The sequence below is a fragment of the Dongia deserti genome, assembly GCF_003574735.1.
Classification (GTDB): domain Bacteria; phylum Pseudomonadota; class Alphaproteobacteria; order Dongiales; family Dongiaceae; genus Dongia_A; species Dongia_A deserti.
Genome location: NZ_QORW01000010.1, coordinates 41,063 through 61,433, shown reverse-complemented (window position 1 = coordinate 61,433; position 20,371 = coordinate 41,063). Strand labels below are relative to the sequence as shown.

Annotated in this window: 19 protein-coding genes; 11 read left to right on the top strand and 8 right to left on the bottom strand. The window is 63.6% G+C overall.

Annotated elements, in window-relative coordinates; translation table 11 throughout:
* Positions 1-31 precede the first annotated feature (31 nt).
* Positions 32-1,021: a protein-methionine-sulfoxide reductase catalytic subunit MsrP gene (msrP, locus tag DTX69_RS16685; RefSeq protein ID WP_119302693.1), complete on the top strand. Its 990-nt coding sequence runs from the start codon at positions 32-34 to the stop codon at positions 1,019-1,021.
* Here msrP and DTX69_RS16680 read toward each other — a convergent pair.
* Entirely contained in the window at positions 1,014-1,814 is an 801-nt protein-coding gene (locus DTX69_RS16680) for a phytanoyl-CoA dioxygenase family protein (RefSeq protein WP_119302692.1), read from the bottom strand. The two genes, msrP and DTX69_RS16680, sit on opposite strands and share 8 nt — an antisense overlap.
* A 105-nt stretch (positions 1,815-1,919) precedes the next feature.
* Here DTX69_RS16680 and DTX69_RS16675 point away from each other — a divergent pair, with 105 nt between their 5' ends.
* The 5 genes from DTX69_RS16675 to DTX69_RS16655 all read left to right on the top strand — a co-directional run bounded on the left by DTX69_RS16675 (position 1,920) and on the right by DTX69_RS16655 (position 6,815).
* On the top strand, positions 1,920-2,183 hold the full coding sequence (locus tag DTX69_RS16675; RefSeq protein ID WP_119302691.1) for a hypothetical protein: 264 nt from the start codon (positions 1,920-1,922) through the stop codon (positions 2,181-2,183).
* A 25-nt stretch (positions 2,184-2,208) separates the two neighbouring features.
* Positions 2,209-2,934, top strand: coding sequence for an adenylate/guanylate cyclase domain-containing protein (locus DTX69_RS16670; RefSeq protein ID WP_284735835.1), 726 nt, complete (start codon positions 2,209-2,211; stop codon positions 2,932-2,934).
* 405 nt (positions 2,935-3,339) lie between these two features.
* Positions 3,340-5,421: a glycosyltransferase gene (locus DTX69_RS16665; RefSeq protein WP_162917284.1), complete on the top strand. Its 2,082-nt coding sequence runs from the start codon at positions 3,340-3,342 to the stop codon at positions 5,419-5,421.
* Between the two features lie 445 nt (positions 5,422-5,866).
* Positions 5,867-6,118, top strand: a complete 252-nt coding sequence (locus tag DTX69_RS16660) for a YqaE/Pmp3 family membrane protein (RefSeq protein ID WP_119302689.1) — start codon at positions 5,867-5,869, stop codon at positions 6,116-6,118.
* Positions 6,119-6,290: 172 nt separating this feature from the next.
* Positions 6,291-6,815 (top strand): DUF2238 domain-containing protein, encoded by a 525-nt coding sequence (locus tag DTX69_RS16655; protein WP_119302688.1) that lies wholly within the window; start codon positions 6,291-6,293, stop codon positions 6,813-6,815.
* An 18-nt stretch (positions 6,816-6,833) separates the two neighbouring features.
* On the opposite strand, the gene DTX69_RS16650 is transcribed toward DTX69_RS16655, so the two are convergent.
* Both DTX69_RS16650 and trxB read right to left on the bottom strand, forming a co-directional pair.
* The gene (locus tag DTX69_RS16650) at positions 6,834-7,733 is read right to left on the bottom strand and encodes a LysR family transcriptional regulator (protein ID WP_119302859.1); all 900 of its coding nucleotides are present in this window, start codon (positions 7,731-7,733) and stop codon (positions 6,834-6,836) included.
* Positions 7,734-7,757: 24 nt separating this feature from the next.
* The gene (gene trxB / locus DTX69_RS16645) at positions 7,758-8,738 is read right to left on the bottom strand and encodes a thioredoxin-disulfide reductase (protein WP_119302858.1); all 981 of its coding nucleotides are present in this window, start codon (positions 8,736-8,738) and stop codon (positions 7,758-7,760) included.
* Between the two features lie 181 nt (positions 8,739-8,919).
* Between trxB and DTX69_RS16640 the strand changes: the two genes are divergently transcribed.
* Positions 8,920-9,426 (top strand): Lrp/AsnC family transcriptional regulator, encoded by a 507-nt coding sequence (locus DTX69_RS16640; RefSeq protein ID WP_119302687.1) that lies wholly within the window; start codon positions 8,920-8,922, stop codon positions 9,424-9,426.
* On the opposite strand, the gene DTX69_RS16635 is transcribed toward DTX69_RS16640, so the two are convergent.
* Positions 9,423-10,028, bottom strand: a complete 606-nt coding sequence (locus DTX69_RS16635; RefSeq protein WP_119302686.1) for a pyridoxamine 5'-phosphate oxidase family protein — start codon at positions 10,026-10,028, stop codon at positions 9,423-9,425. The two genes, DTX69_RS16640 and DTX69_RS16635, sit on opposite strands and share 4 nt — an antisense overlap.
* Before the next feature lie 67 nt (positions 10,029-10,095).
* Between DTX69_RS16635 and DTX69_RS16630 the strand changes: the two genes are divergently transcribed.
* Both DTX69_RS16630 and DTX69_RS16625 read left to right on the top strand, forming a co-directional pair.
* The gene (locus tag DTX69_RS16630; protein ID WP_162917283.1) at positions 10,096-11,211 is read left to right on the top strand and encodes an NAD(P)/FAD-dependent oxidoreductase; all 1,116 of its coding nucleotides are present in this window, start codon (positions 10,096-10,098) and stop codon (positions 11,209-11,211) included.
* A gap of 8 nt (positions 11,212-11,219) precedes the next feature.
* Complete coding sequence (locus DTX69_RS16625; RefSeq protein WP_119302684.1) at positions 11,220-11,852, top strand: LysE family translocator; 633 nt, start codon at positions 11,220-11,222, stop codon at positions 11,850-11,852.
* 21 nt (positions 11,853-11,873) lie between these two features.
* On the opposite strand, the gene greA is transcribed toward DTX69_RS16625, so the two are convergent.
* From greA to carA, 4 genes are all read right to left on the bottom strand, one after another.
* Complete coding sequence (greA, locus tag DTX69_RS16620; RefSeq protein WP_119302683.1) at positions 11,874-12,350, bottom strand: transcription elongation factor GreA; 477 nt, start codon at positions 12,348-12,350, stop codon at positions 11,874-11,876.
* 97 nt (positions 12,351-12,447) lie between these two features.
* Positions 12,448-15,714, bottom strand: coding sequence for a carbamoyl-phosphate synthase large subunit (gene carB / locus DTX69_RS16615; RefSeq protein ID WP_119302682.1), 3,267 nt, complete (start codon positions 15,712-15,714; stop codon positions 12,448-12,450).
* Complete coding sequence (locus DTX69_RS16610) at positions 15,698-16,090, bottom strand: endonuclease domain-containing protein (RefSeq protein WP_119302857.1); 393 nt, start codon at positions 16,088-16,090, stop codon at positions 15,698-15,700. Before DTX69_RS16610 ends, carB begins: the two co-directional genes overlap by 17 nt.
* 322 nt (positions 16,091-16,412) lie before the next feature.
* Complete coding sequence (gene carA, locus DTX69_RS16605) at positions 16,413-17,579, bottom strand: glutamine-hydrolyzing carbamoyl-phosphate synthase small subunit (RefSeq protein WP_119302681.1); 1,167 nt, start codon at positions 17,577-17,579, stop codon at positions 16,413-16,415.
* A gap of 294 nt (positions 17,580-17,873) precedes the next feature.
* Between carA and DTX69_RS16600 the strand changes: the two genes are divergently transcribed.
* Both DTX69_RS16600 and dnaG read left to right on the top strand, forming a co-directional pair.
* Positions 17,874-18,329, top strand: a complete 456-nt coding sequence (locus tag DTX69_RS16600) for a GatB/YqeY domain-containing protein (protein ID WP_119302680.1) — start codon at positions 17,874-17,876, stop codon at positions 18,327-18,329.
* Between the two features lie 110 nt (positions 18,330-18,439).
* Entirely contained in the window at positions 18,440-20,335 is a 1,896-nt protein-coding gene (dnaG, locus tag DTX69_RS16595) for a DNA primase (protein ID WP_119302679.1), read from the top strand.
* Positions 20,336-20,371 lie beyond the last annotated feature (36 nt).

Below are 20,371 nucleotides of genomic sequence, written 5' to 3'. Positions count from 1 at the left end.
GGCTGCGATCCTCTTCCGAGGAGCCATTGGCATGTACATCAAGATCAAGCGCGGTTGGGAACTTCCGGAGCACCTGGCGACGCCGGAGCACGTGTTCTTCAATCGGCGCAAGTTCCTGACCACCAGCGCCGCAATCGGCGCGATGACCATCCTGTCCGCGTGCGAGGAGAAGCAGGGGGCACAGGCGGGATCGAGCGCCGCGCCGGCCGAGCAGGATCCATCGGCCTCGCTCTATCCGTTCAAGCGCAACGAGACCTACAAGCTCGACCGCGACATCACTGACGAGCAGTGGGCGACGACGTACAACAACTACTACGAATTCAGCTCGGGCAAGCGCCTGGTCGAAGAAGCACAGGCCCTGCCGATCCGGCCATGGGTGCTGACGATCGATGGCATGATCGACAAGCCGATGCAGATCGGCATCGACGACCTTATGAAGAAGATGCCGCTGGAAGAGCGGCTCTATCGCCATCGCTGCGTCGAGACCTGGTCCATGGCGGTGCCGTGGAGCGGCTTCGCGCTGAAGGAGCTGGTGAAGCTGGTCGAACCCAAGGCCGAAGCGAAATACCTGCGGCTCGAGACCTTCATGAATCCGGAAGTTGCGGGCGAACAAAAGATCCCGTTCTATCCCTGGCCCTATGTCGAAGGTCTCACCATCGAAGAGGCGAAGAACGATCTGGCTTTCATGGTGACCGGCATGTACGGCAAGCCGGCGCCGAAACAAAACGGCGCGCCGCTGCGCATTGCGCTGCCGTGGAAATACGGCTTCAAGTCCGGCAAGGCGCTGGTGAGGATCACCTTCACCGACGAGCGGCCGGTGAATTTCTGGCAGGCGCTGCAGGCCAACGAATACGGCTTCTGGGCCAACGTCAATCCGGAAGTGCCGCATCCGCGCTGGAGCCAGGCGACCGAACGCGTGCTCGGTAGCGACGAGCCGCGGCCGACCCTGCTCTATAACGGCTACGCGGAGTTCGTGGCGCCGCTCTACGCCAACCTGCAGAACGAAAAGCTGTTCATGTGACCTCTGTCAGCGCGAGACGGATTGCCTGCTCGACGGGAGAGTAGGCACCGTCGGGGCGATTGAGGCGCAAGGGTTCTGCCGGAAAGAGCGGCGGTTGCGCCATGAAACGCGGCTGCGTGCCGCGGTGCGGCTGGGCGGCGTGGACAAGGAACGGATGGCAGAGATAGACGGTGCCAGCCTCTCCGGTCGCCAGCGCTTCCGGTCGCTGGGCAGATTCGGCGAAGCCGTTGCCTGCCAACTCCTTCAAGGAAGCACCCTGCTCGCCGAACGGAGTCAGGCGCCGCGCGATGTCGCGGTGCGAGCCGACGCGGATACGGGTCGGCGCATCGTCGTCGCCAACGTCGGAGAACAGGAGCAGCATCAGCAGGGCGCGTCCCCTGGATGATACGTTCGCATGCCAGGACAGGTAGTCCGTCGGACTGCTGCCTTCGCCGGCGAAGCTCGCGTCGATATGCCAGCCGGTATCCCCCGGATCGTCAGGGGAGGGAAAGCGGATGGGGAATGTCCCCAGGCTCCAGCGCGGCACCCAGCAGCCCTTTCCCACGAGCTGGTCGAACGCGTCGCGCAGGACGGGCGTGTTGATCGCGTCCGCGAACGGCGGGCCGGCATACTCGCCCAGCCGGACCACCGGCCTGGTCCAGGTGCGCGTATCATCGGGATCGCAGCCGGTATCTCGCCACAAGATGGCGCGGGCGGCTGCCGCGAGTGCCGGCGGAAAGGCGCGCTCGATCCGCAGGAAGCCGTTCTCGATGAAGTCGCGCACATCGGCGTCGGTCAGTCCGGCCTGGTGCATGGAAAAAAAATAGGGTGGCGGATGGCGTGCTCAAAGGCCGCTCTTGCCCGCGGCAAATCCGGTGTAAACTAGGGTTGTGACCGGCTACCTGCGGAGCCCTTGCCCATGAAAGAAGACCACCGCGAAAAAGCCAGGATGGCGCTGGAGCGCTTCCGTAAGGAAGTGCGGGAGGCCGGCTTTTCGGAGGATGAACTTAGCGACATCCTGGGCCACATCTCCGCCCTGGAGCAGGAGGTGAGGGCGCCGCAGCCGGACACGGCGGCCATGAAGTCCTCAACCCAGGCGCTGGACGACATCACCCATTCGCCGGAGGTGACCAACGCGCTCGCCCGGGTGGTACGGTTCTTCAATTCGATCGGGATCCAGTAACCCCCCTCAGCCAAGAAAGGTACTCGTGACGCCGCATCAAGCGAGAATCTGCAAGGGCTGCTGGCAGCAGATGCACGTGCCGGTACCCTTGAAGGGTGTGCTTTCGGTGCCGTTCCGCCTGTTCGGCATTCGTCCGAGCCGGATGAACCCTAATACCTGCACGATCTGCGAGCTGATGTTCACGAAGGTGATGAAGGCCCGGAAGATCACGATCGATGCGACCATCCTGTTTGCTGATCTCAGAGGCTACACCAGCCTTTCCCAGTCCCAGTCTTCGGAAGCCGTCTCAGGACTGCTGGATGCCTTCTACGACGAATGCGCACACGCCATCTGGGAACGCGACGGTCTGCTCAACAAGACGATCGGGGACGCCGTCATGGCGATCTTCAACTTCCCCATCGGGCAGGGCGACCATCCGAGGCAGGCCGTGCTCGCAGCGCAGGAGATCCAACGGCGCTGGAACGCCAGGCGGCTCGGCGAGGAACTCGGCCTCGCCCGCGCAGAGCTGGGGGTCGGCATCGGAATCCACTGCGGGGAACTCAGCTTTGGGGAGTTCGGCCGGTCGCATCGCGACCTGACCGCAATCGGGACCGTCGTGAACCTCGCGTCTCGAGTGCAATCGGCGGCCGCAGCGGGTGAAATCCTGGTCACGCAGGCGGTCTATGAACGCGCCCAGGCCGAATTGGCTGGCAGCCCGCCTCAGCAGCGTGAGCTCAAGGGTTTCGAGGGGCCTACGCTCTATGCCGCCTGAAAGAAAGCCGGCCAAGCGGTCATGGGCTCCTCGACCCAGGCGCTCGACGACATCACCCATTCGCCGGAGGTGACCAACGCGCTCGCCCGCGTGGTACGGTTCTTCAATTCGATCGGGATCCAGTAGGAAGAAATTATCAGGGCTGGAAGAGCAGCAAGTAAACTCCAGCGGGGCGGTAGCCCGCTGGCAGTACCCTGATATCCGCCACACATTGGGCAAGCTCGGCCGAACATGGACATGAAGCGCGCCAGCCACTAATAATCGTAGATACGCATCCAACAGGGGGATGGCTGCGTGACCCTTCCGACCGGCCAATCCGGGTCTCGTGCACCTTTTGCGCCGGGTGCGCTTGCGCGCTGCGTGGCACGCTTGCGCTCTGTCGCCCGGCGCCTCCGCTCCCTCGTCTTGGCCCCCATCATCGGCGGGATCAAGCGCCGAGTCGAAAAATTGCGGGACAAGGTCAGACGTCTCGATCAACGGATCGCTCCTTTGCCGGGCGAGGTTCAACGCCTGAAGGCTGAGTTGCAAAGCGTATCCTCCGCAATGCAAGGCAAGAGCCGCGAACTTGAAGCAAGTCTATTGGCGCTGCAGCAGGAGGCTAAGTCGCTTCGCCGCGATAATGCGCGGCTATCCGAGCAATCCGTATTGCTGGAACGATTGTTGATCGGTGTGTCCGGCGCCGCTGTGGGCACATCTCATGTGTCCTCTTCAAACCCGGTCGTTTCCGTGATCATGCCGACACGGCAGCGGGCGCACGTGTTGGGGCGTGCGGTACGCAGTGTCCTGTCTCAGACCTTCCGCCAATGGGAACTGATCATCGTCGATGACGGCAGCGATGATCATGGCGATCCGTCGCTTGCCACGCTGTTCACCGATCCGCGCATCTTCGTCCATCCGCGGCCGTTCGAGGGTGCGGCTTCGGCACGGAATTTCGGGCTGCAACGGGCGCGCGGGGAATTGATCGCCTATCTTGATTCCGACTGCGCTTGGTTCCCGGGCTTCCTTGCCGCTGCGGTGAACGCGTTCGCCGACGACAGTGTCGATCTCGTCTATGGTGCCCTCGTTACCAGCGAGCATGGATTGAACGGGAGACGGACTCTCTTCGACCGCTTCGATCGGGCCGGTCTGTTGCGCGGCAATTTCATCGACCTGAATGTGGTCGTGCACCGGCGCGTGCTGGTTGGGCGCTACGGCGGGTTTGACGAGAGCCTGACCCGGCTGATGGATTGGGATCTGCTGCTCCGCTACACGGCTGACCGCGCGCCCCTTGAACTGCCGGTTATCGCTGCCGAATATGGCGGCGGACTGAAGGATCGGATCACTCGGATTGCCACCCTGGGAGACAATGCATTCAAGATCAGGCAGAAGTGGCAGACCATTCCCGCAGTAGCCAAGGACCTGCGCGTTCTCTACGTCATCTGGCACTATCCGCAACTCAGCGAGACCTACATCGAAACCGAGATCAGGGGCATGCTTCGCTGGGGCGTGACGGTGGAGGTGTGGTGCGAGACTGGTCCTGCCGCATCCTATCCGCCGAGCGTTCCGGTGCATCGCGGCAGCTTGGCAGAGGCCATCGAGAAGGTGCGTCCGCACCTCCTGCACATTCACTGGATTACCTTCGGCCGAGAACAGATCGAGACGTTCGCCCGGTTCGGCCTGCCGATCACCGCGCGCGCCCATGGCTTCGAATTCAGTGCTGCCGCCATGAACCGCATACTGGAATGGCCCTGGCTCAGGCGGCTTTACCTCTTCCCGCATCAGGTGCCCGCTGACCGACCCGATCCGCGCATCCGCATGATCAGAAGCGCATTCGACAGCCGGCTTTTCGCGCCGAACGCGAGGAAGAATCGGCACCTTGCAGTGCGGACCGGCGCGGCTCTGCCGAGCAAGGATCTCCAGTTCTGCTTCGAGCTTGCGAAGCGGGTTCCCGATGTCCGCTTTGTGGTCGCCGCCGTCACCTGCAAAAAGGCTGAAGGATATGTCGATCGACTGAAGGAGGACTGGGCCGACTCGGGCACGCCCTGTGAGCTCATGTTCGATGTTCCGCGCGAGGAAATCGCCAAGCTCGTTGGCCAGGCCGGCATCTACCTGCATACGCTCCATCCGCCGGGCCATCCGAAGGGAACGGCCATTGGGATGCCGGTATCAATTGCCGAGGCGATGGCGACCGGGGCGCATGTCCTGTTCCGCGACCTGCCGGAACTGCGCGGTTACGTCGAAGATGCGGGAACCCCCTATACCGATATGGACAGCGCTGCCGAAGCCGTTGCCCGGATAGCCGGGATGGCCGATGATGCGTGGCGGCCGCTTTACATCCGCTCAGTCGACCGCGCCTTTTCCCTGCACGCCGATGCTGACGTCTACAGACCGGTCGTGAAGGATTGGTGCGAGATCGCATTTGCGGCAATTGGCGCTGCCGGTGCGCAAACGCCTGACGGCGGCACGGGCAGCAACATGACGGCCGAGGGTATTTCGATGGTTGGGTGACGCTCAAAAAAAATGCCGGGTCCGAAGACCCGGCAAGTTAAACAGGGAGGCTTTACGTCTGGGAGACGTAGGATCCGAAGACCCTCATACCTAACCGTTGCAGCTAGGTATTCTGACTGGAGCATTCAAGCTCCGAAACTCTTCGGGCCAGCGCCGTTGCAAACCGGCAACAGTGTTGCTGACCAACACAAACACACAATATGGAATGAACCGACTCGAGCACTAGCCAAAAATGCACATATGAAGCATGCAGATGCTGCATAGCTGTTTTATCATTCCGTTACAGGAGCTTAGGCTAAGCCAGGCAGCTATGCGTCGATGTGTAAAATCCGGCGAATCGTCGGCGACTCCGACGAATCGGCAGCGCTTCTGGCGGCCGCCGCCGCCGGCTGTTATGTAGGGATTAACCACGACTCGGTCACAGGGAAGGCCTCGGAGCGTCCACATGATCTATCTCGTTGCGATCGTCCTGCCCCCGTTGGCGCTGCTGATCTATGGGAAGATCTTCCAAGCGATCTTCAATTTTCTGATCTGCGTGCTCGCGATCGTGCTGGGCCTGATCTTCATTCTGCTGCCCGGGGCACCCTTTATCGTGCTGTGGGGCATCGCGGTCGTGCATGCCGTGCTGGCGGTCAATTCCGCCAAGCAGGACGAGCGCGCGCGTCAGGTCGCGGATTCCATGCGGGGGCGGCGCTAGGGTATCATCCTGCGATGGGCCCCGGTCGCTGTCGGCCAGCGGGTCCAATGACCTGGGGATAACGCTGCTCAGCGATCGGCGAAGTGCATGGGAACTACGCCTGCTGCTGGCGTTTACGCTGGCTGCCCTGATCTACAGCGGGATCACGCCGTACGATCGGCTGACCTGGGCCATGGAAGTCTCCTGGGTGGTCGTGGGTATCCCGCTGCTGATCGCCACGCGGCCGGCATTTCCGCTGACGCCGCTGCTCTATCGCCTGCTGTTCGTGCATGCGCTGATCCTGATTCTCGGCGGCTATTACACCTATGCGCGGGTGCCGCTGGGCTTCTGGTTCGGGGATTTGTTCGGGCTGACGCGCAACCACTATGACCGCCTGGGTCACCTGGCGCAGGGCTTCATACCGGCGATCCTGGTGCGGGAGATCCTGTTCCGCCTTTCGCCGCTCGCCCGGAGCAAATGGCTGCCGGTCCTCGTTGTTTCGGTCTGCCTGGCCTTCAGCGCATTCTTCGAGATGATCGAGTGGGCGAGCGCGCTCATCCTGGGCGCCGATGCGGCAGCCTATCTCGCGACACAGGGCGATCCCTGGGATACCCAGGCAGACATGCTCTGCGCCCTCATTGGGGCAATAGTTGCGCTCGCTTTGCTGAGTCGGCGCCACGACCGCGAGTTAGGCGCGCTGATTGCGCAGCCCACCTGAGACGGCATCACCGCCGCGCTAAGTCGTCATCTTGCTTTCGGCGACTTTGCGCAGCAGGAAGTCGCGGAAGACCTGGATGCGCTTCGAGTTCCGGAGCTCTTCCGGATAGACGAAGTAGGCGTCGATGCGCGGGCCCTGCAGCTCCGGCAGCACGCGCACCAGGGCGCTCGATTCCAGGGTCATGAACTCCGGCAGCGAAGCCAAGCCGAGCCCGCTCTGCACCGCGCGCAGGATGGCGTAGGTACTGTTGACGCGCAGGATCGGCTTGCGCTGGTGATCCTTCTTGGTACCGGCGCGCAGCAGCCAGTCGACATTCGGCACCGGCGGCTTGGTCGTATCTTCGCCATAGACGATGATGCGATGACTATCCAGCTCCTCCGGCATCTTCGGGATGCCGTGGCGCTTGATGTAGGTCGGCGAGGCGTAGCAGCCGAGATGCACCGTCATCAGGTGGCGCTGGATCAGCTCCGGCTGGCGCGGCGGCTGCATGCGGATGGCGACATCGGCTTCGCGCATGGACAGATCGAGCTCGCGATCCTCCAGCACCAGGTCGACCTGGACGTCGGGGTAGTGCTCGATGAACTCGCCCAGCACCGGCGTGAGCCATGACGAACCGAATGCCTGGGTCGCCGTCACCTTGAGCTGGCCCTTGGGCCTATCCTTGCTCTCCGCCAGCTGCGCTTCCGCCATGGCGAGCTTCGAGAACACCTCGTGCGAGGTGCGATAGAGCAATTCGCCCTGTTCCGTCAGGATCAGGCCGCGCGCATGGCGATGGAACAAGGAGACGTTGAGGCTCTCCTCGAGCGAGCTGATCTGGCGCGAGACCGCCGATTGGCTGAGATTCAGCGTTTCGCCGGCGTGGGTGAAACTGCCAGCCTCGGCGACCGCATGAAAGATCCTGAGCTTGTCCCAATCCATCATGATGCCGCCGCGGCGCTCATGCTACTCGGCCGCCGCGGCGGGCTGGAGCTCGTTCTTCACCAGGAACTTGTCGGCTTCCAGGGCCGCCATGCAGCCCATGCCGGCGGCTGTCACGGCCTGACGGAACACCTTGTCCTTCACGTCGCCTGCGGCGAACACGCCGGGTACGGCAGTGGCCGTGCTGTCTGGCTGGGTGATGATGTAACCCTCGTTGTCGAGCTGCAGCTTGCCCTTGAAGAGCTGGGTTGCCGGATCGTGGCCGATGGCGACAAACAGGCCGTCGACCGCGAGGTCGCGCGTATCGCCGGTCTTCACGTTCTTGATACGCACACCGGTGACGCCCGGCGGATCGCCGGCGCCCAGCACTTCCTCCACCACGCTATCCCAGACCACGTCGATCTTGGGATTGGCGAACATGCGCTCCTGCATGATGCGTTCGGCGCGCAAGGTATCGCGGCGGTGGATCAGCGTGACCTTGGTCGCGTGCTGGGTCAGGTAGATCGCTTCCTCGACGGCAGTGTTGCCGCCGCCGACGATCGCAACCTCCTTGCCGCGGAAGAAGAACCCGTCGCACGTGGCGCAGGCGGAGACGCCGAAGCCCTGGAACTTCTTTTCCGACGGCAGGCCGAGCCAGCGCGCCTGGGCGCCGGTGCAGATGATCAGGGTCTCGCCCATATAGACATCACCGGAATCGCCCACGGCGCGGAACGGCCGGCGGCTCAGGTCGACATCGACGATCGTGTCAAAGATGAGTTCGGTCCCGACATGGCGGGCCTGGGCCTCCATCTGCTCCATCAGCCAGGGGCCCTGGATGACGTCGGCGAAGCCGGGATAATTCTCGACATCGGTGGTGATGGTCATCTGGCCGCCCGGGGTCAGCCCCTGGACCAGGATCGGTTTCAGGCTCGCACGTGCGGCATAGACGGCGGCGGTATAGCCGGCCGGGCCGGAGCCGATGATCAAGACCTTGGTGAGAAATTCCTTTGGCGCAGACGTGGGCATGGGCGCGAATCCGAAGCTATGCGTTTCGAGCAAGTCTCCAACATAAGATGGGGTGCGGTCAGGCACAAGTTAATGCCGGCACCGCATAGGCCCTGGATAATCTGCGAAACCATCTTGGCGAAAAAATATTGCGCGGGTAATATAATTACAAAAGGTTCAAAGTATTTCGGGGAGATCGGTTATGCGGCGCGCCAAACTGGACAGAATCGATCTTCATATCCTGGCTGATCTGCAAGCCGACGGGCGGATGACGAATGTCGATCTGGCCGAACGCGCCGGGATTTCGGCGCCGCCGTGCCTGCGACGCGTGCGCGCGCTGGAGCAGGCGGGGTTCATAAAGGGCTATCATGCGGAGATCAATGCCGAGGCGATGGGTTTTGGCGTCACCATTTTTGCCCATGTCGGGCTGGTCAGCCAAGCGGAGAACGATCTCAAGGCATTCGAGGATCTCGTGCGCTCCTGGCCGCAGGTCCGCGAGTGCCACATGTTGGCGGGGGAAACCGACTTCATCCTGAAAGTCGTCGCGCACGACTGGGATGATTATCAGCGGTTCCTCACCACCCAGCTGACACCAGCGCCCAATGTCAGCCACGTCAAGTCCGCGCTCGCCATCCGCTGCAGCAAGCATGAGCCGGGCGTGCCCATCGATCTGGACGAGAAGCCGGTTCGCCGGCAGGCGCGCGCCTAGGCCAACTCGCGTGCTGTCAGCTGCGCTTCGAGCTCGGCGATCCGCGCGAGCATCGCGGCGCTCGCCGCCTCGACCTCTTCGAGCGTGAAGAGCTGCGGGATGTGGCTCGGACAATTGATGTCCCAGGCGACCACGTGGAAGCGGATAGCCCGCGAGACGTAGATGGCATTGTTCGGCGGCATCAAAGAATCGAGCAGGTCGCGATCGTCCTCGACCAGCTCCGCCTCGCCCCAGATCTTCACGCGCTGTCGCTCGGCGTAGTTGATGGCAAGGATGGTTGCCTTCGGGTTCTCCGCGAGATTGCCGAGCGTGATGTACTGCTTGTTGCCCGGATAATCGGCGAAAGCGATTGTGTGCCGGTCGAGCGTGCGCACGAAGCCTTTCGGCCCGCCGCGATGCTGCACATAGGGCCAGCCGGACTTCGCCGCGGTGGCGAACAGAATCGAGGTGCGCTCCGCCAGATAGGCGCTGAGGCCATCGGTCACCTCGGTGTTGCGCGCCTCACGTTCCAGCTCCGCATTGCGCTCACGCGTGCCCAGACGCTGTTGCATGGCCTTGACCGATTTGGAATAGGCAAGCTCGGTGAAGTTGCGAATCGCCATGGGGCGCCTCAGTCGTTATGGTCTGCAGCCGAGGCGAGCTTACAGAAAGCGGAATAGCAACAGAACTATGCAGAACAAGCAGCATTTCGGCGTGATCGGAGCGGGCGTGGTCGGCGCCGGGATTGCGTGGCATCTGGCGAAGCGTGGCCATCGCGTGACCCTGCTGGAGCAAGGGTCGGTGCCCAATCCGATTAGCGCCTCGTTCGATCAGCATCGCCTGACCCGGCGCATGTACCCTGGGCAGCCGCATTATGCGCGTCTGATGGACGAGTGCTACGCGGCATGGGCCGATCTGTTCGCGGCGATGGGCGAGGACCACCTGGAACGCTGCGGTGCCTTGTCGTGCTCGGCCATCGTCGGCGATTGGGCGGATCGTGGCCGCAAGGTGCTGGATGAGGTCGGCGCCCGTTACGAGCTGCTGTCCGGCAGGGACGTGGAACAACGCTATCCCTTTCTGACGCCAGGCCGCATTCGCTGGGCGGTGCTGGAACCAGATGGCGGCGTGCTGCTGGCGGACCGAATCACCACGGACCTCGCACGGCTGTGCGCGCACGCGGATGTCGAAGTCAGGGCCAACACCCGCGTGACCAGCGTGAAGAAGGAAACCGGCACTGCAGTGACGGAAACAGGCGACGAGTTCACGTTTGACAAGTTGGTGGTGGCGACCGGTGCGTGGATTCCGCAGGTGCTGCCGGACTTGGGCAGCGAGGTCGGCCCGTGCCGCAACGTCATGGTCTATTTCGATCCGCCGGCGGAATTCGCCGAAGCCTGGAAGAAGGCGCCGGCGATCATCGACTTCGGTGGCCCGGAAGAGGTATGGGGCGCGCCACCGGTCCGTGGTACCGAGCTGAAGCTGGCCGATATCGGCGTGCGTGGCAGTGCTGAAGCCGGGTCGCGCGCGGAAGCCAGCGCCGGCGAACTGTCGACCATCCGGCAGAACTTGGCGGGCGTGCTCAAGGATTTCGACCGCTACCGGCTGAAGCGCAGCATGGTGTGCTGGAACCACGATTCCCCGGACTCGCGCTTCATGCTGAAGCGCGACGGGCGCGTGGTGATGGTGAGCGCCTGTGCGGCCCACGGCTTCAAGTTCGGCGCCTGGTCGGCATCGTGGGCGGCGAAGGCACTGGCCGAGGAAGTTCCCTTCGACAAGGCGGCGCGGCATATGGCTGGGTTGGATCAATAGGAGAGAGCATGTTTGATCTTTGGCATTTCATTCTGTTTCTCTCTGCCGCCGGTGTGCTGGCGCTCATGCCGGGGCCGGGCATCTTCTATGTGGCGGCGCGCACGCTCGCGGGTGGGCGCGGGGAGGGGCTCGCGTCCAGCTTCGGTACGGGGCTCGGCGGTTTCGTGCACATCATCGGCGGCGCGATCGGCGTGTCCGCGATCGTGATGGCGAGTGCCGAGGCCTTCACCGCGCTCAAGATCGTCGGCGCGCTTTATCTCGTCTATCTCGGTATCAAGACTTGGCGTGAAGCCGGCGCAGCACCGGAACTGGGAAACGGCCCGGCCATGGGCGTGCGGCGCGCCTTCAAGGAAGGCGTGATCGTCGAAGCGCTCAATCCAAAAACCGCGGCCTTCTTTCTCGCCTTCCTGCCGCAATTCGTGGTGCCGGCAGAAGGCCATGTGGCGCTGCAGTTCATCGTGCTGGGGACGATCTCGGTATTCCTGAATACCGCCGTCGATGTGGTGGTGACCTACGCCGCGTCAGCCGTGCGCGATCGCTTGGCCGCGCGGCCCGCCATCATCCGTCGTATGCGTCAGAGCTCCGGCGGGATTCTGTGCGCGCTGGGCGTCACGCTCGCGCTGACGAAACGGCCAGCGTGAGCATGCCGAGATTTCAGATCGTCACTTCTTGAACGCAACCTTCGAGATCTCGTAGGAGCGAGAGCCGCCGGGGGTGGTCACCTCGACGGAATCGCCGACCGACTTGCCGACCAGCGCGCGCGCCAGCGGCGAGGTGATCGCCAGGCGCTTCGCCTTGATGTCGGCTTCGTCCTCGCCGACGATCTGGTAGACGGACTTTTCCTCGGTGTCCTCGTCGATCAGGGTCACGACGGCGCCGAACTTGACCTGCTTACCGGACAGCGTCGCCGGGTCGATGACTTCCGCGCGGCTGATCTTGTCCTCGAGCTCGGCCAAGCGGCCCTCGATGAAACTCTGGCGTTCGCGCGCTGCGAGGTATTCGGCGTTCTCTGAAATGTCGCCATGCTCGCGCGCTTCGGCAATGGCGCGAATAACGTCAGGGCGCGCCACGGCCTTCAAGTGCTTCAGTTCCTCTTCCAGGCGGGCGTAGCCGTCCGCCGTCATTGGGATCTTGGTCATCGCTCTAATACCCAAACAGCAAAAAGACCCCCGCGGGCGGCCTAGCTCTCTTGGCTACGGCATCGTCCGGTGGGTATTGGATCGGCGGGGTTAAAAGTTAACGCGCCGCCGGTTGCTCAGACGTCAGAAAATAAGACTGAAGCGGGGCGACTTCAAGCGCTCCCTTGCTCAGCTCCGCGATCGCCCCGACCGCCGCCAGGATGCCGGAAACCGTTGTAAAATAAGGAATTCCGCCCATCAGAGCGGTCCTCCGCAGGGCGAAGGAATCGGCGATCGACTTGGCCCCGGCAACGGTGTTGAAGACCAGCCTAACCTCGCCCCGCTGCATCGCCTCAACGATATGGGGGCTGCCTTGGTGCACCTTGTTGATGGCGCGGACGGCGAGGCCCAGGTTGCGGAAATAGGCGGCGGTGCCGGGCGTGGCGATGACGTCGAAACCGAGCTCCAGCAATTTGCGAATGGGTTCCACGATCGCTGGCTTGTCCTTGTCCTTGATCGACACGAACACGGTGCCGGAGCGCGGCAGGTTCTGACCCGCTCCCAGCTGCGCCTTCAGGAAGGCACGGGCGAAGTTGGAATCGAGGCCCATGACTTCGCCGGTCGATTTCATCTCCGGGCCGAGGATGATGTCGACACCGGGGAAGCGGGCGAAGGGGAACACGGCCTCCTTCACCGCCATGTGCGGGCGCTTGCTGAGGTTGAGATTGAACGTGGAGAGTTTCTCCCCCGCCATGACGCGCGCGGCGATCTTGGCGATCGGCAAACCGGTCGCCTTGGCCACGAACGGCACGGTGCGGCTGGCGCGCGGATTGACCTCCAGCACATAGATGTCCCGGCCCTTGATCGCGAACTGCACGTTCATGAGGCCGACGACATTGAGGCCCTTGGCGAGCGACACAGCTTCGCGGCGGATTTCCGCGATCACCTGCAGCGGCAGCGAATAGGGCGGCAGGGCGCAGGCGCTGTCGCCGGAGTGGATGCCGGCTTCCTCGATGTGCTCCATGATGCCGGCGACGTGCACATCCGTACCGTCGGCCAGCGCGTCGACGTCCACCTCGATCGCGTCCTCGAGATAGGAGTCGATCAGCACCGGATTGTCGCCGCTCACCTGCACGGCCGTGCGCATGTAGCGGCGCAGCGCCTGCGGCTCATGCACGATCTCCATGGCGCGGCCACCAAGCACATAGGACGGGCGGATCACAACGGGATAGCCGATGCGCTCCGCGATCTCCTCCGCTTCCTCCATCGAACGCGCGATGCCGTTCTCCGGCTGGCGCAGGCCGAGCTTCTTGAGCAATTGCTGGAACCGCTCGCGGTCTTCGGCAAGGTCGATGGCATCCGGCGAGGTGCCGAGAATTGGGATCTCGGCCTCCTCGAGCGCGGCCGCGAGCTTGAGCGGAGTCTGCCCGCCGAACTGCACGATGACGCCGAGCAAAGCGCCCTTGCGCTGCTCGACGCGCGCCAGCTCGATCACGTCCTCGGCTGTCAGCGGCTCGAAATAGAGCCGGTCCGACGTGTCGTAGTCGGTGGACACCGTCTCCGGATTGCAATTGACCATGATGGTCTCGATGCCGGCCTCGCGCAGCGCATAAGCGGCGTGGACGCAGCAATAGTCGAACTCGATGCCCTGGCCGATGCGGTTCGGCCCGCCGCCGAGGATGATGACCTTGCGCCGGTCACTGGGATCCGCCTCGCACTCCGGCGCGTCCCAGTCGGTGCCGGTCCAGCCCGTGCCCTCGTAGCAGGAATACATGTAGGAGGTCTGCGAGGCGAACTCCGCCGCGCAGGTATCGATGCGCTTGTAGACCGGGCGCACGTTCGCCTGGTGGCGCAGGGTGGACACGTCGTTCGGCTTCAGGCCGGCGAGCTTGGCAAGGCGCGCGTCGGAGAAGCCCATCTTCTTGAGGCGCAGCAGGCCCGCATGATCGTGCGGTAGGCCTTTTTGCTTGATCTCGGCCTCGGCCGCGATGATGCCCTCGATCTGGCGGAGGAACCAGGGATCGAATTTCGACGCGCCCTGGATTTCCTCGACGGTGAGGCCGCGGCGCAACGCTTCGGCGGCGCGGATCAGCCGGTCCGGCGTCGGGCGTGTCAGCTCCTTCAGAATTTCGGCTTTGTCATCCGGCAGCTCGACTTCGTCGAAGCCGGTCAGGCCGGTTTCCATGGAGCGCAGCGCCTTCTGCACCGATTCCTGGAAGTTGCGGCCGATGGACATGGCTTCGCCGACAGACTTCATGGACGTGGAGAGCAGGGCTTCCGCACCGGGGAACTTCTCGAAGGTGAAGCGCGGCATCTTGGTGACGACGTAGTCGATGGTCGGCTCGAACGAAGCCGGCGTCACTCGGGTAATGTCGTTGGCAAGCTCGTCCAGCGTGTAGCCGACCGCGAGCTTGGCCGCGACCTTGGCGATCGGGAAGCCGGTGGCCTTCGATGCCAGCGCGGAGGAGCGTGACACGCGCGGGTTCATCTCGATCACCACCAGCCGGCCGGTCTCCGGATGGACGGCGAACTGCACGTTGCTGCCGCCGGTGTCGACGCCGATCTCGCGCAGCACCGCGATCGAGGCGTTGCGCATCAGTTGATACTCTTTGTCCGTCAGCGTCAGCGCCGGCGCGACGGTGATGGAATCGCCCGTGTGCACCCCCATCGGATCGATGTTCTCGATCGAACAGACGATGATGCAATTGTCCGCGTGGTCGCGGACCACCTCCATCTCGAACTCCTTCCAGCCGAGCACCGATTCCTCGACCAGAACCTGTCCGACGGGCGATGCCTTGAGGCCACCCTCGACGATGCGGATGAAGTCCTCGCGGCTATACGCGATCCCACCACCGGTGCCGCCGAGCGTGAAGCTGGGGCGGATGACGGCAGGCAGGCCGACATCCACGAGCGTGTCGAGCGCCTCGTCGAGGCTGGAAACGAGCGCGCCCTTCGGGCTTTCGAGGCCGATGCGATCCATCGCCTTGCGGAACAGCAGGCGGTCCTCCGCCATGTCGATGGCTTCGGCATTGGCGCCGATCAGCTCGGCGCCGAGCTCCTTCAGCTTGCCCGAGCGGTGCAGCGCCATCGCGGTGTTCAGCGCCGTCTGCCCGCCCATGGTGGGCAGCACAGCGCCCGGCTTCTCCTTCGCAATGATGCGCGCCACAACGTCCGGCGTGATCGGCTCGATATAGGTCGCATCCGCCAGGTCCGGGTCGGTCATGATGGTGGCAGGGTTCGAGTTCACCAGGATCACCCGGTAGCCTTCCTGCCGCAGCGCCTTGCACGCCTGCGCCCCCGAGTAGTCGAACTCGCAGGCCTGACCGATGACGATCGGGCCAGCGCCGATGATGAGGATGGAGTGAAGGTCAGTGCGCTTGGGCATTCGGAATGTTCTCCAGTTGGCCCAAGGCCTCGGTGATGTTCAGAATGACGCCTTCGGTGTTCGCGAGGACATCGTTATTCCAGAAGCGCAACGTGCGACAGCCATGCGCGGTGAACCAGGCGTCGCGTGCGGCGTCGGTCGCGCTGTCGGCGTGTTGGCCGCCATCCACTTCCACAATGAGCTTGGCTTTCAAGCAGGCGAAATCAGCAATGTATGGGCCGATTGGGCACTGCTTGCGAAAGTGAAATCCACCGAGCTGCCCTTGCCTCAGATAGTGCCACAGTCTGCGTTCAGCGTCGGTCAAGGTCTGGCGCAACTTGCGTGCGCTCGCGAGCGATCGAGGCTGAGTCCGACGAGTCTTCGCCTCTGCGGTCACCGACAACCCCCATCCCAACCTTCTCCCAACTTAGAGGAGGACGCGTTCGTTTGTGGTCTCGCACAGTGAACTCCCTCACGTGGGCCGCAGGACGATCGCATGTGGCGGGTGAAGCATGAGATGCGATTCCCTCCCCCGAGGCGGGGGAGGGTTAGGGTGGGGGCGAGGCGGTTCAGCTTGGCCACGGCGTGCGGCGGGGAGAACAACCCCCACCCCAACCCTCCCCCAGCTTGGGGGAGGGAGAAATGCGACGTCCATAGGCCGGTGCGATAGCGCCCCGATCTGAGAAGCCGCGTCTCGCTGCTCGACTTCTTCCGCGTCATCACTTCCTCTTCTCCATCTTCTCCACGAAGCGGTGGAAGAGGTAGTGGCTGTCCATTGGCCCGGGGGAGGCTTCCGGGTGGTATTGCACGGAGAAGACGGGCTTGCCTTCGACCTCCAATCCCTCGACGCAGCCGTCGAACAAGGATTCGTGCGTGACTTTTACACTCGCCGGCAGACTCTCGCGCACCACGCAGAAGCCGTGGTTCTGGCTGGTGATCTCGACCTTGCCGGTGGTGAGATCCTTCACCGGGTGGTTGGCGCCGCGGTGGCCGCGGGCCATCTTCTCGGTCTTGCCGCCCAAGGCCAGCGCCAGCATCTGGTGGCCAAGGCAGATGCCGAAGATCGGGATATCGCGCTTCATCAGATCCTTGATCACCGGCACGGCATATTCGCCGGTGGCGGCGGGATCGCCCGGACCGTTGGCAAGGAACACGCCGTCGGGCTTGTGACGCAGCACGTCGTCGGTGGTCGCGGTTGCTGGCACCACAGTCACGTCACAGCCGGCGGCCGTCAGGCAGCGCAGGATGTTGCGCTTGGCGCCGTAGTCGATCGCGACCACCTTGAATCTCGGATCGGCGGCCTTGCCATAGCCGCGGCCCAGCGCCCACAGATTCTCGTCCCAGTGATAGGTCTGGCGGCAGGAGACATCCTTGGCGAGATCCATGCCTTCAAGGCCGGGCCACGCCTTCGCCTCCGCGATCAAGGCGGGGATGTCGAACTTGCCATCCTTGCGGTGCACGATGACGCCGTTCGGCGCGCCGCCATCGCGGATGCGCCGCGTCAGGCGCCGGGTGTCGATGCCGGCGATGGCAGGCAGGTTGTAGCGCCGCAGCCATTCGTCGAAGGATTGCAGGGCGCGCCAGCTCGACGGCTCGGTGATGTCGGTGGCGAGCACGCAGCCGCGCGCGGCCGGCGTCACCGTCTCGATATCCTCAACATTGGCGCCAACATTGCCGATGTGCGGGAACGTGAAGTTGATGATCTGCCCGGCATAGGAGGGATCGGTCATGATCTCCTGGTAGCCGGTCATCGAGGTGTTGAAGCACACCTCGCCCACCGCCTTGCCTTCGGCACCCAGGCCTCGGCCCTTCAGCACCGTTCCATCGCCCAAAACGAGAAGGGCGGTAGGCGCGTGCGTGTGATTGGTCGCTTGAGGAGCGCTCATGCCGATGGCCTTTGTGCGGAAAACCGTCGCTGGACCTTGCCAGCTCGGCGCGCCAGCCCGCTCCCCGGGGCGAACCCCAGGCGGGCGGTCATTCGACGATCGGCGAAGATCGCCGGTTTCTAAGCTGCGAATCCCCCTGCGTCAAGCGAATGTCCTGCTTTTTTTGGCGTGAAAACAGTAGATGTTTCAACCGTTTAGTCAGGACGACCTAAGCCGCCGGCAAAATTGCTTCGGCCTTTCAAATCCTGTAGTCTCCCCGCCTTTCGCTGATATCATTTCATTATTGGAGTCTCCATGTTGCGGCATCGCCTCAACGACGAACTGAAGGCGGCGATGAAATCGCGCGACCAGCGCGCGACCTCCGCCCTGCGACTGATCTTGGCGGCGCTGAAGGACCGCGACATTGCCGCCCGTGACCGCGGTATCACCGACGGCGTAGACGAGCCGGAAATCATCGACATGCTGCAGAAGATGGTGCGCCAGCGCCAGGAGAGCATCGCGATGTACCAGAAGGCCGCGCGCCAGGAGCTGGTGGAGCAGGAGCAGGGCGAGATCGAGATCATCGAGCGCTTCCTGCCCAAGAAGATGAGCGAAGACGAGGCCAACGCCGCGATCGCCGGGGTGATCGGCGAGTTGGGCGCCTCCAACATCAAGGACATGGGGCGCGTGATGGGGGCGCTGAAAGAGCGCTATGCCGGCCGCATGGACTTCGCCAAGGTCGGGCAACAGGTGAAACAGAAGCTCGGCTGAAGGCCCGGCCGGGGCCCGAGTTATCCACAGTTTCCCCGGTATCCAATGTCGCGTAGTTTGGCGATACGCCGCTAAACTGGTCCGATTCTCTGAGCGCTTGGGGCTGACGGATGGCGTTACCGCCGCGTTTTTTGGATGAGCTGCGCGGCCGGGTGTCGATCACCGATATCGTCGGAAGGCGCGTGCGCCTCATCCGTAAAGGCCGGGGGGAGTCGACCGGCCTCTGCCCATTCCATAATGAGAAGACGCCGTCCTTCACAGTCACTGAGGACAAGGGCTTTTTTCACTGTTTTGGCTGTGGGGCCCATGGCGACGTGATCGGCTTTGTCATGCGGTCGGAGGGTCTTGAATTCCCGCAAGCAGTGGAAAAGCTCGCAGCTGAGGCCGGCATGCAGGTGCCGCGCGAGACGCCGGAAGAACGCGAGCGGGCGGAGCGGCAGGCCACGCTCGGCGGTGCTGTCGAGTTCGCGGCCAAGCATTTCGAGCAGCAACTGCGGGCTTCGGCCGGTCGGCTGGGGCTCGAGTATCTGAAGCGCCGCGGGCTGACCGACGACACGATGCGGCGTTTCCGTCTGGGCTTCGCGCCGGACAATCGGACCGGATTGAAGGCGGCGCTGGAGAAGGCGGGCATTCCCGAAGCAATCGCGATCGAGGCCGGACTGCTGATCAAGCCGGAGGATGGCGGCCATGCCTATGACCGATTCCGCGGCCGGGTCATGTTCCCGATCCTCGACCGGCGCGGGCAGGCCATCGCATTCGGCGGCCGCATCCTCGATCAGGGCGAGCCGAAATATCTGAACTCCCCGGAGACGCCACTCTTCCATAAGGGCCGTGTGCTCTATGGCCTCAGCCACGCGCAGAAGACGGCGCGCGAGACGAACGAGATCATCGTGGTCGAAGGCTACATGGACGTCATTGCCCTGGCCCAGGCAGGGATCAGCAACGCGGTGGCACCGCTCGGCACTGCCCTGACTGAAGAGCAGATCGCCCTGCTCTGGCGCATGGCGCAGGAGCCGATCCTCTGTTTCGACGGCGACAATGCGGGCCAGCGCGCGGCCGCGCGGGCAGCCGATCGGGCGATCCCGCTGCTCAAGCCCGGCCTCTCCCTGCGTTTCGCGTGGATGCCGGCGGGGGAAGATCCGGATTCCCTGGTCCGAGCCAAGGGGGCTGCCGGTTTCCGGGAGGCACTGTCCCGGATGGAGCCCCTGGTCGAGGCCCTATGGCGGCAGGTTCTGGCCGACCGGCCCCTGGATACGCCTGAACGGCGGGCCGGGTTCCGCAAGGATCTGGGTGAGGCGGTGGGGCGGATCGCGGATAAGTCGGTGGCGGAGGCCTACCGGCAGGAAATTCAGCGGCGGCTGGACGAGCTATTCCGGCCACAGGGGAAAGCGGGATTCCAGGCTCCGGCCCAGTTCGGCGTGCAAAAAGGGAGATTCGGCGGTCGACAGCCCGTGGTGCCGATCGGCGGTGAGGCGGCCAGGCGGGGGATTACCAGCATGCAGCGCATCCCCTACGAACTCATCCTCATAGCACTTGTTAACCATCCGGACCTGATAAGTCGGCACTGTGAAGCGGTGGGAGAAGTGGACTTTCCCCGTGGCGACCTTGACTCCTTGAAGCGGGCGGTTATAGACCTCGCAGCCGGCCAGCCGCATCTTGACGCCAAGGGGTTCCGAAACCATTTGAACAACCTGGGTTTTGCAGCGACCCTGGAAGCCCTGGTTGCGCGCACGGGTCATATGAAGTTCACCCTTCCATCGGCGGATTTGAATTCCGCTGAGGAGGGGCTTTTGCACGTGATTGGGCTGCTGCGGGAGAAACTGAGCGTGAAACCGGAACTGGCGGCGACGGCTCAGGCCCTGGAAAACGCGATGGCCAATCCGGGCGACCCGACGGCAGAAACAACCGCTTTATCCCGCTTCGAGGCGGCGCGGCAGATGACGCTGGATGGCGAAAGCCAGCGCCGGGACTTGGATCGTGCGCCCGGCTGGGGCGGCGAGGACTAAGCATAGAGTAGGGGGACTGTTTCGCGCGGGATCGGG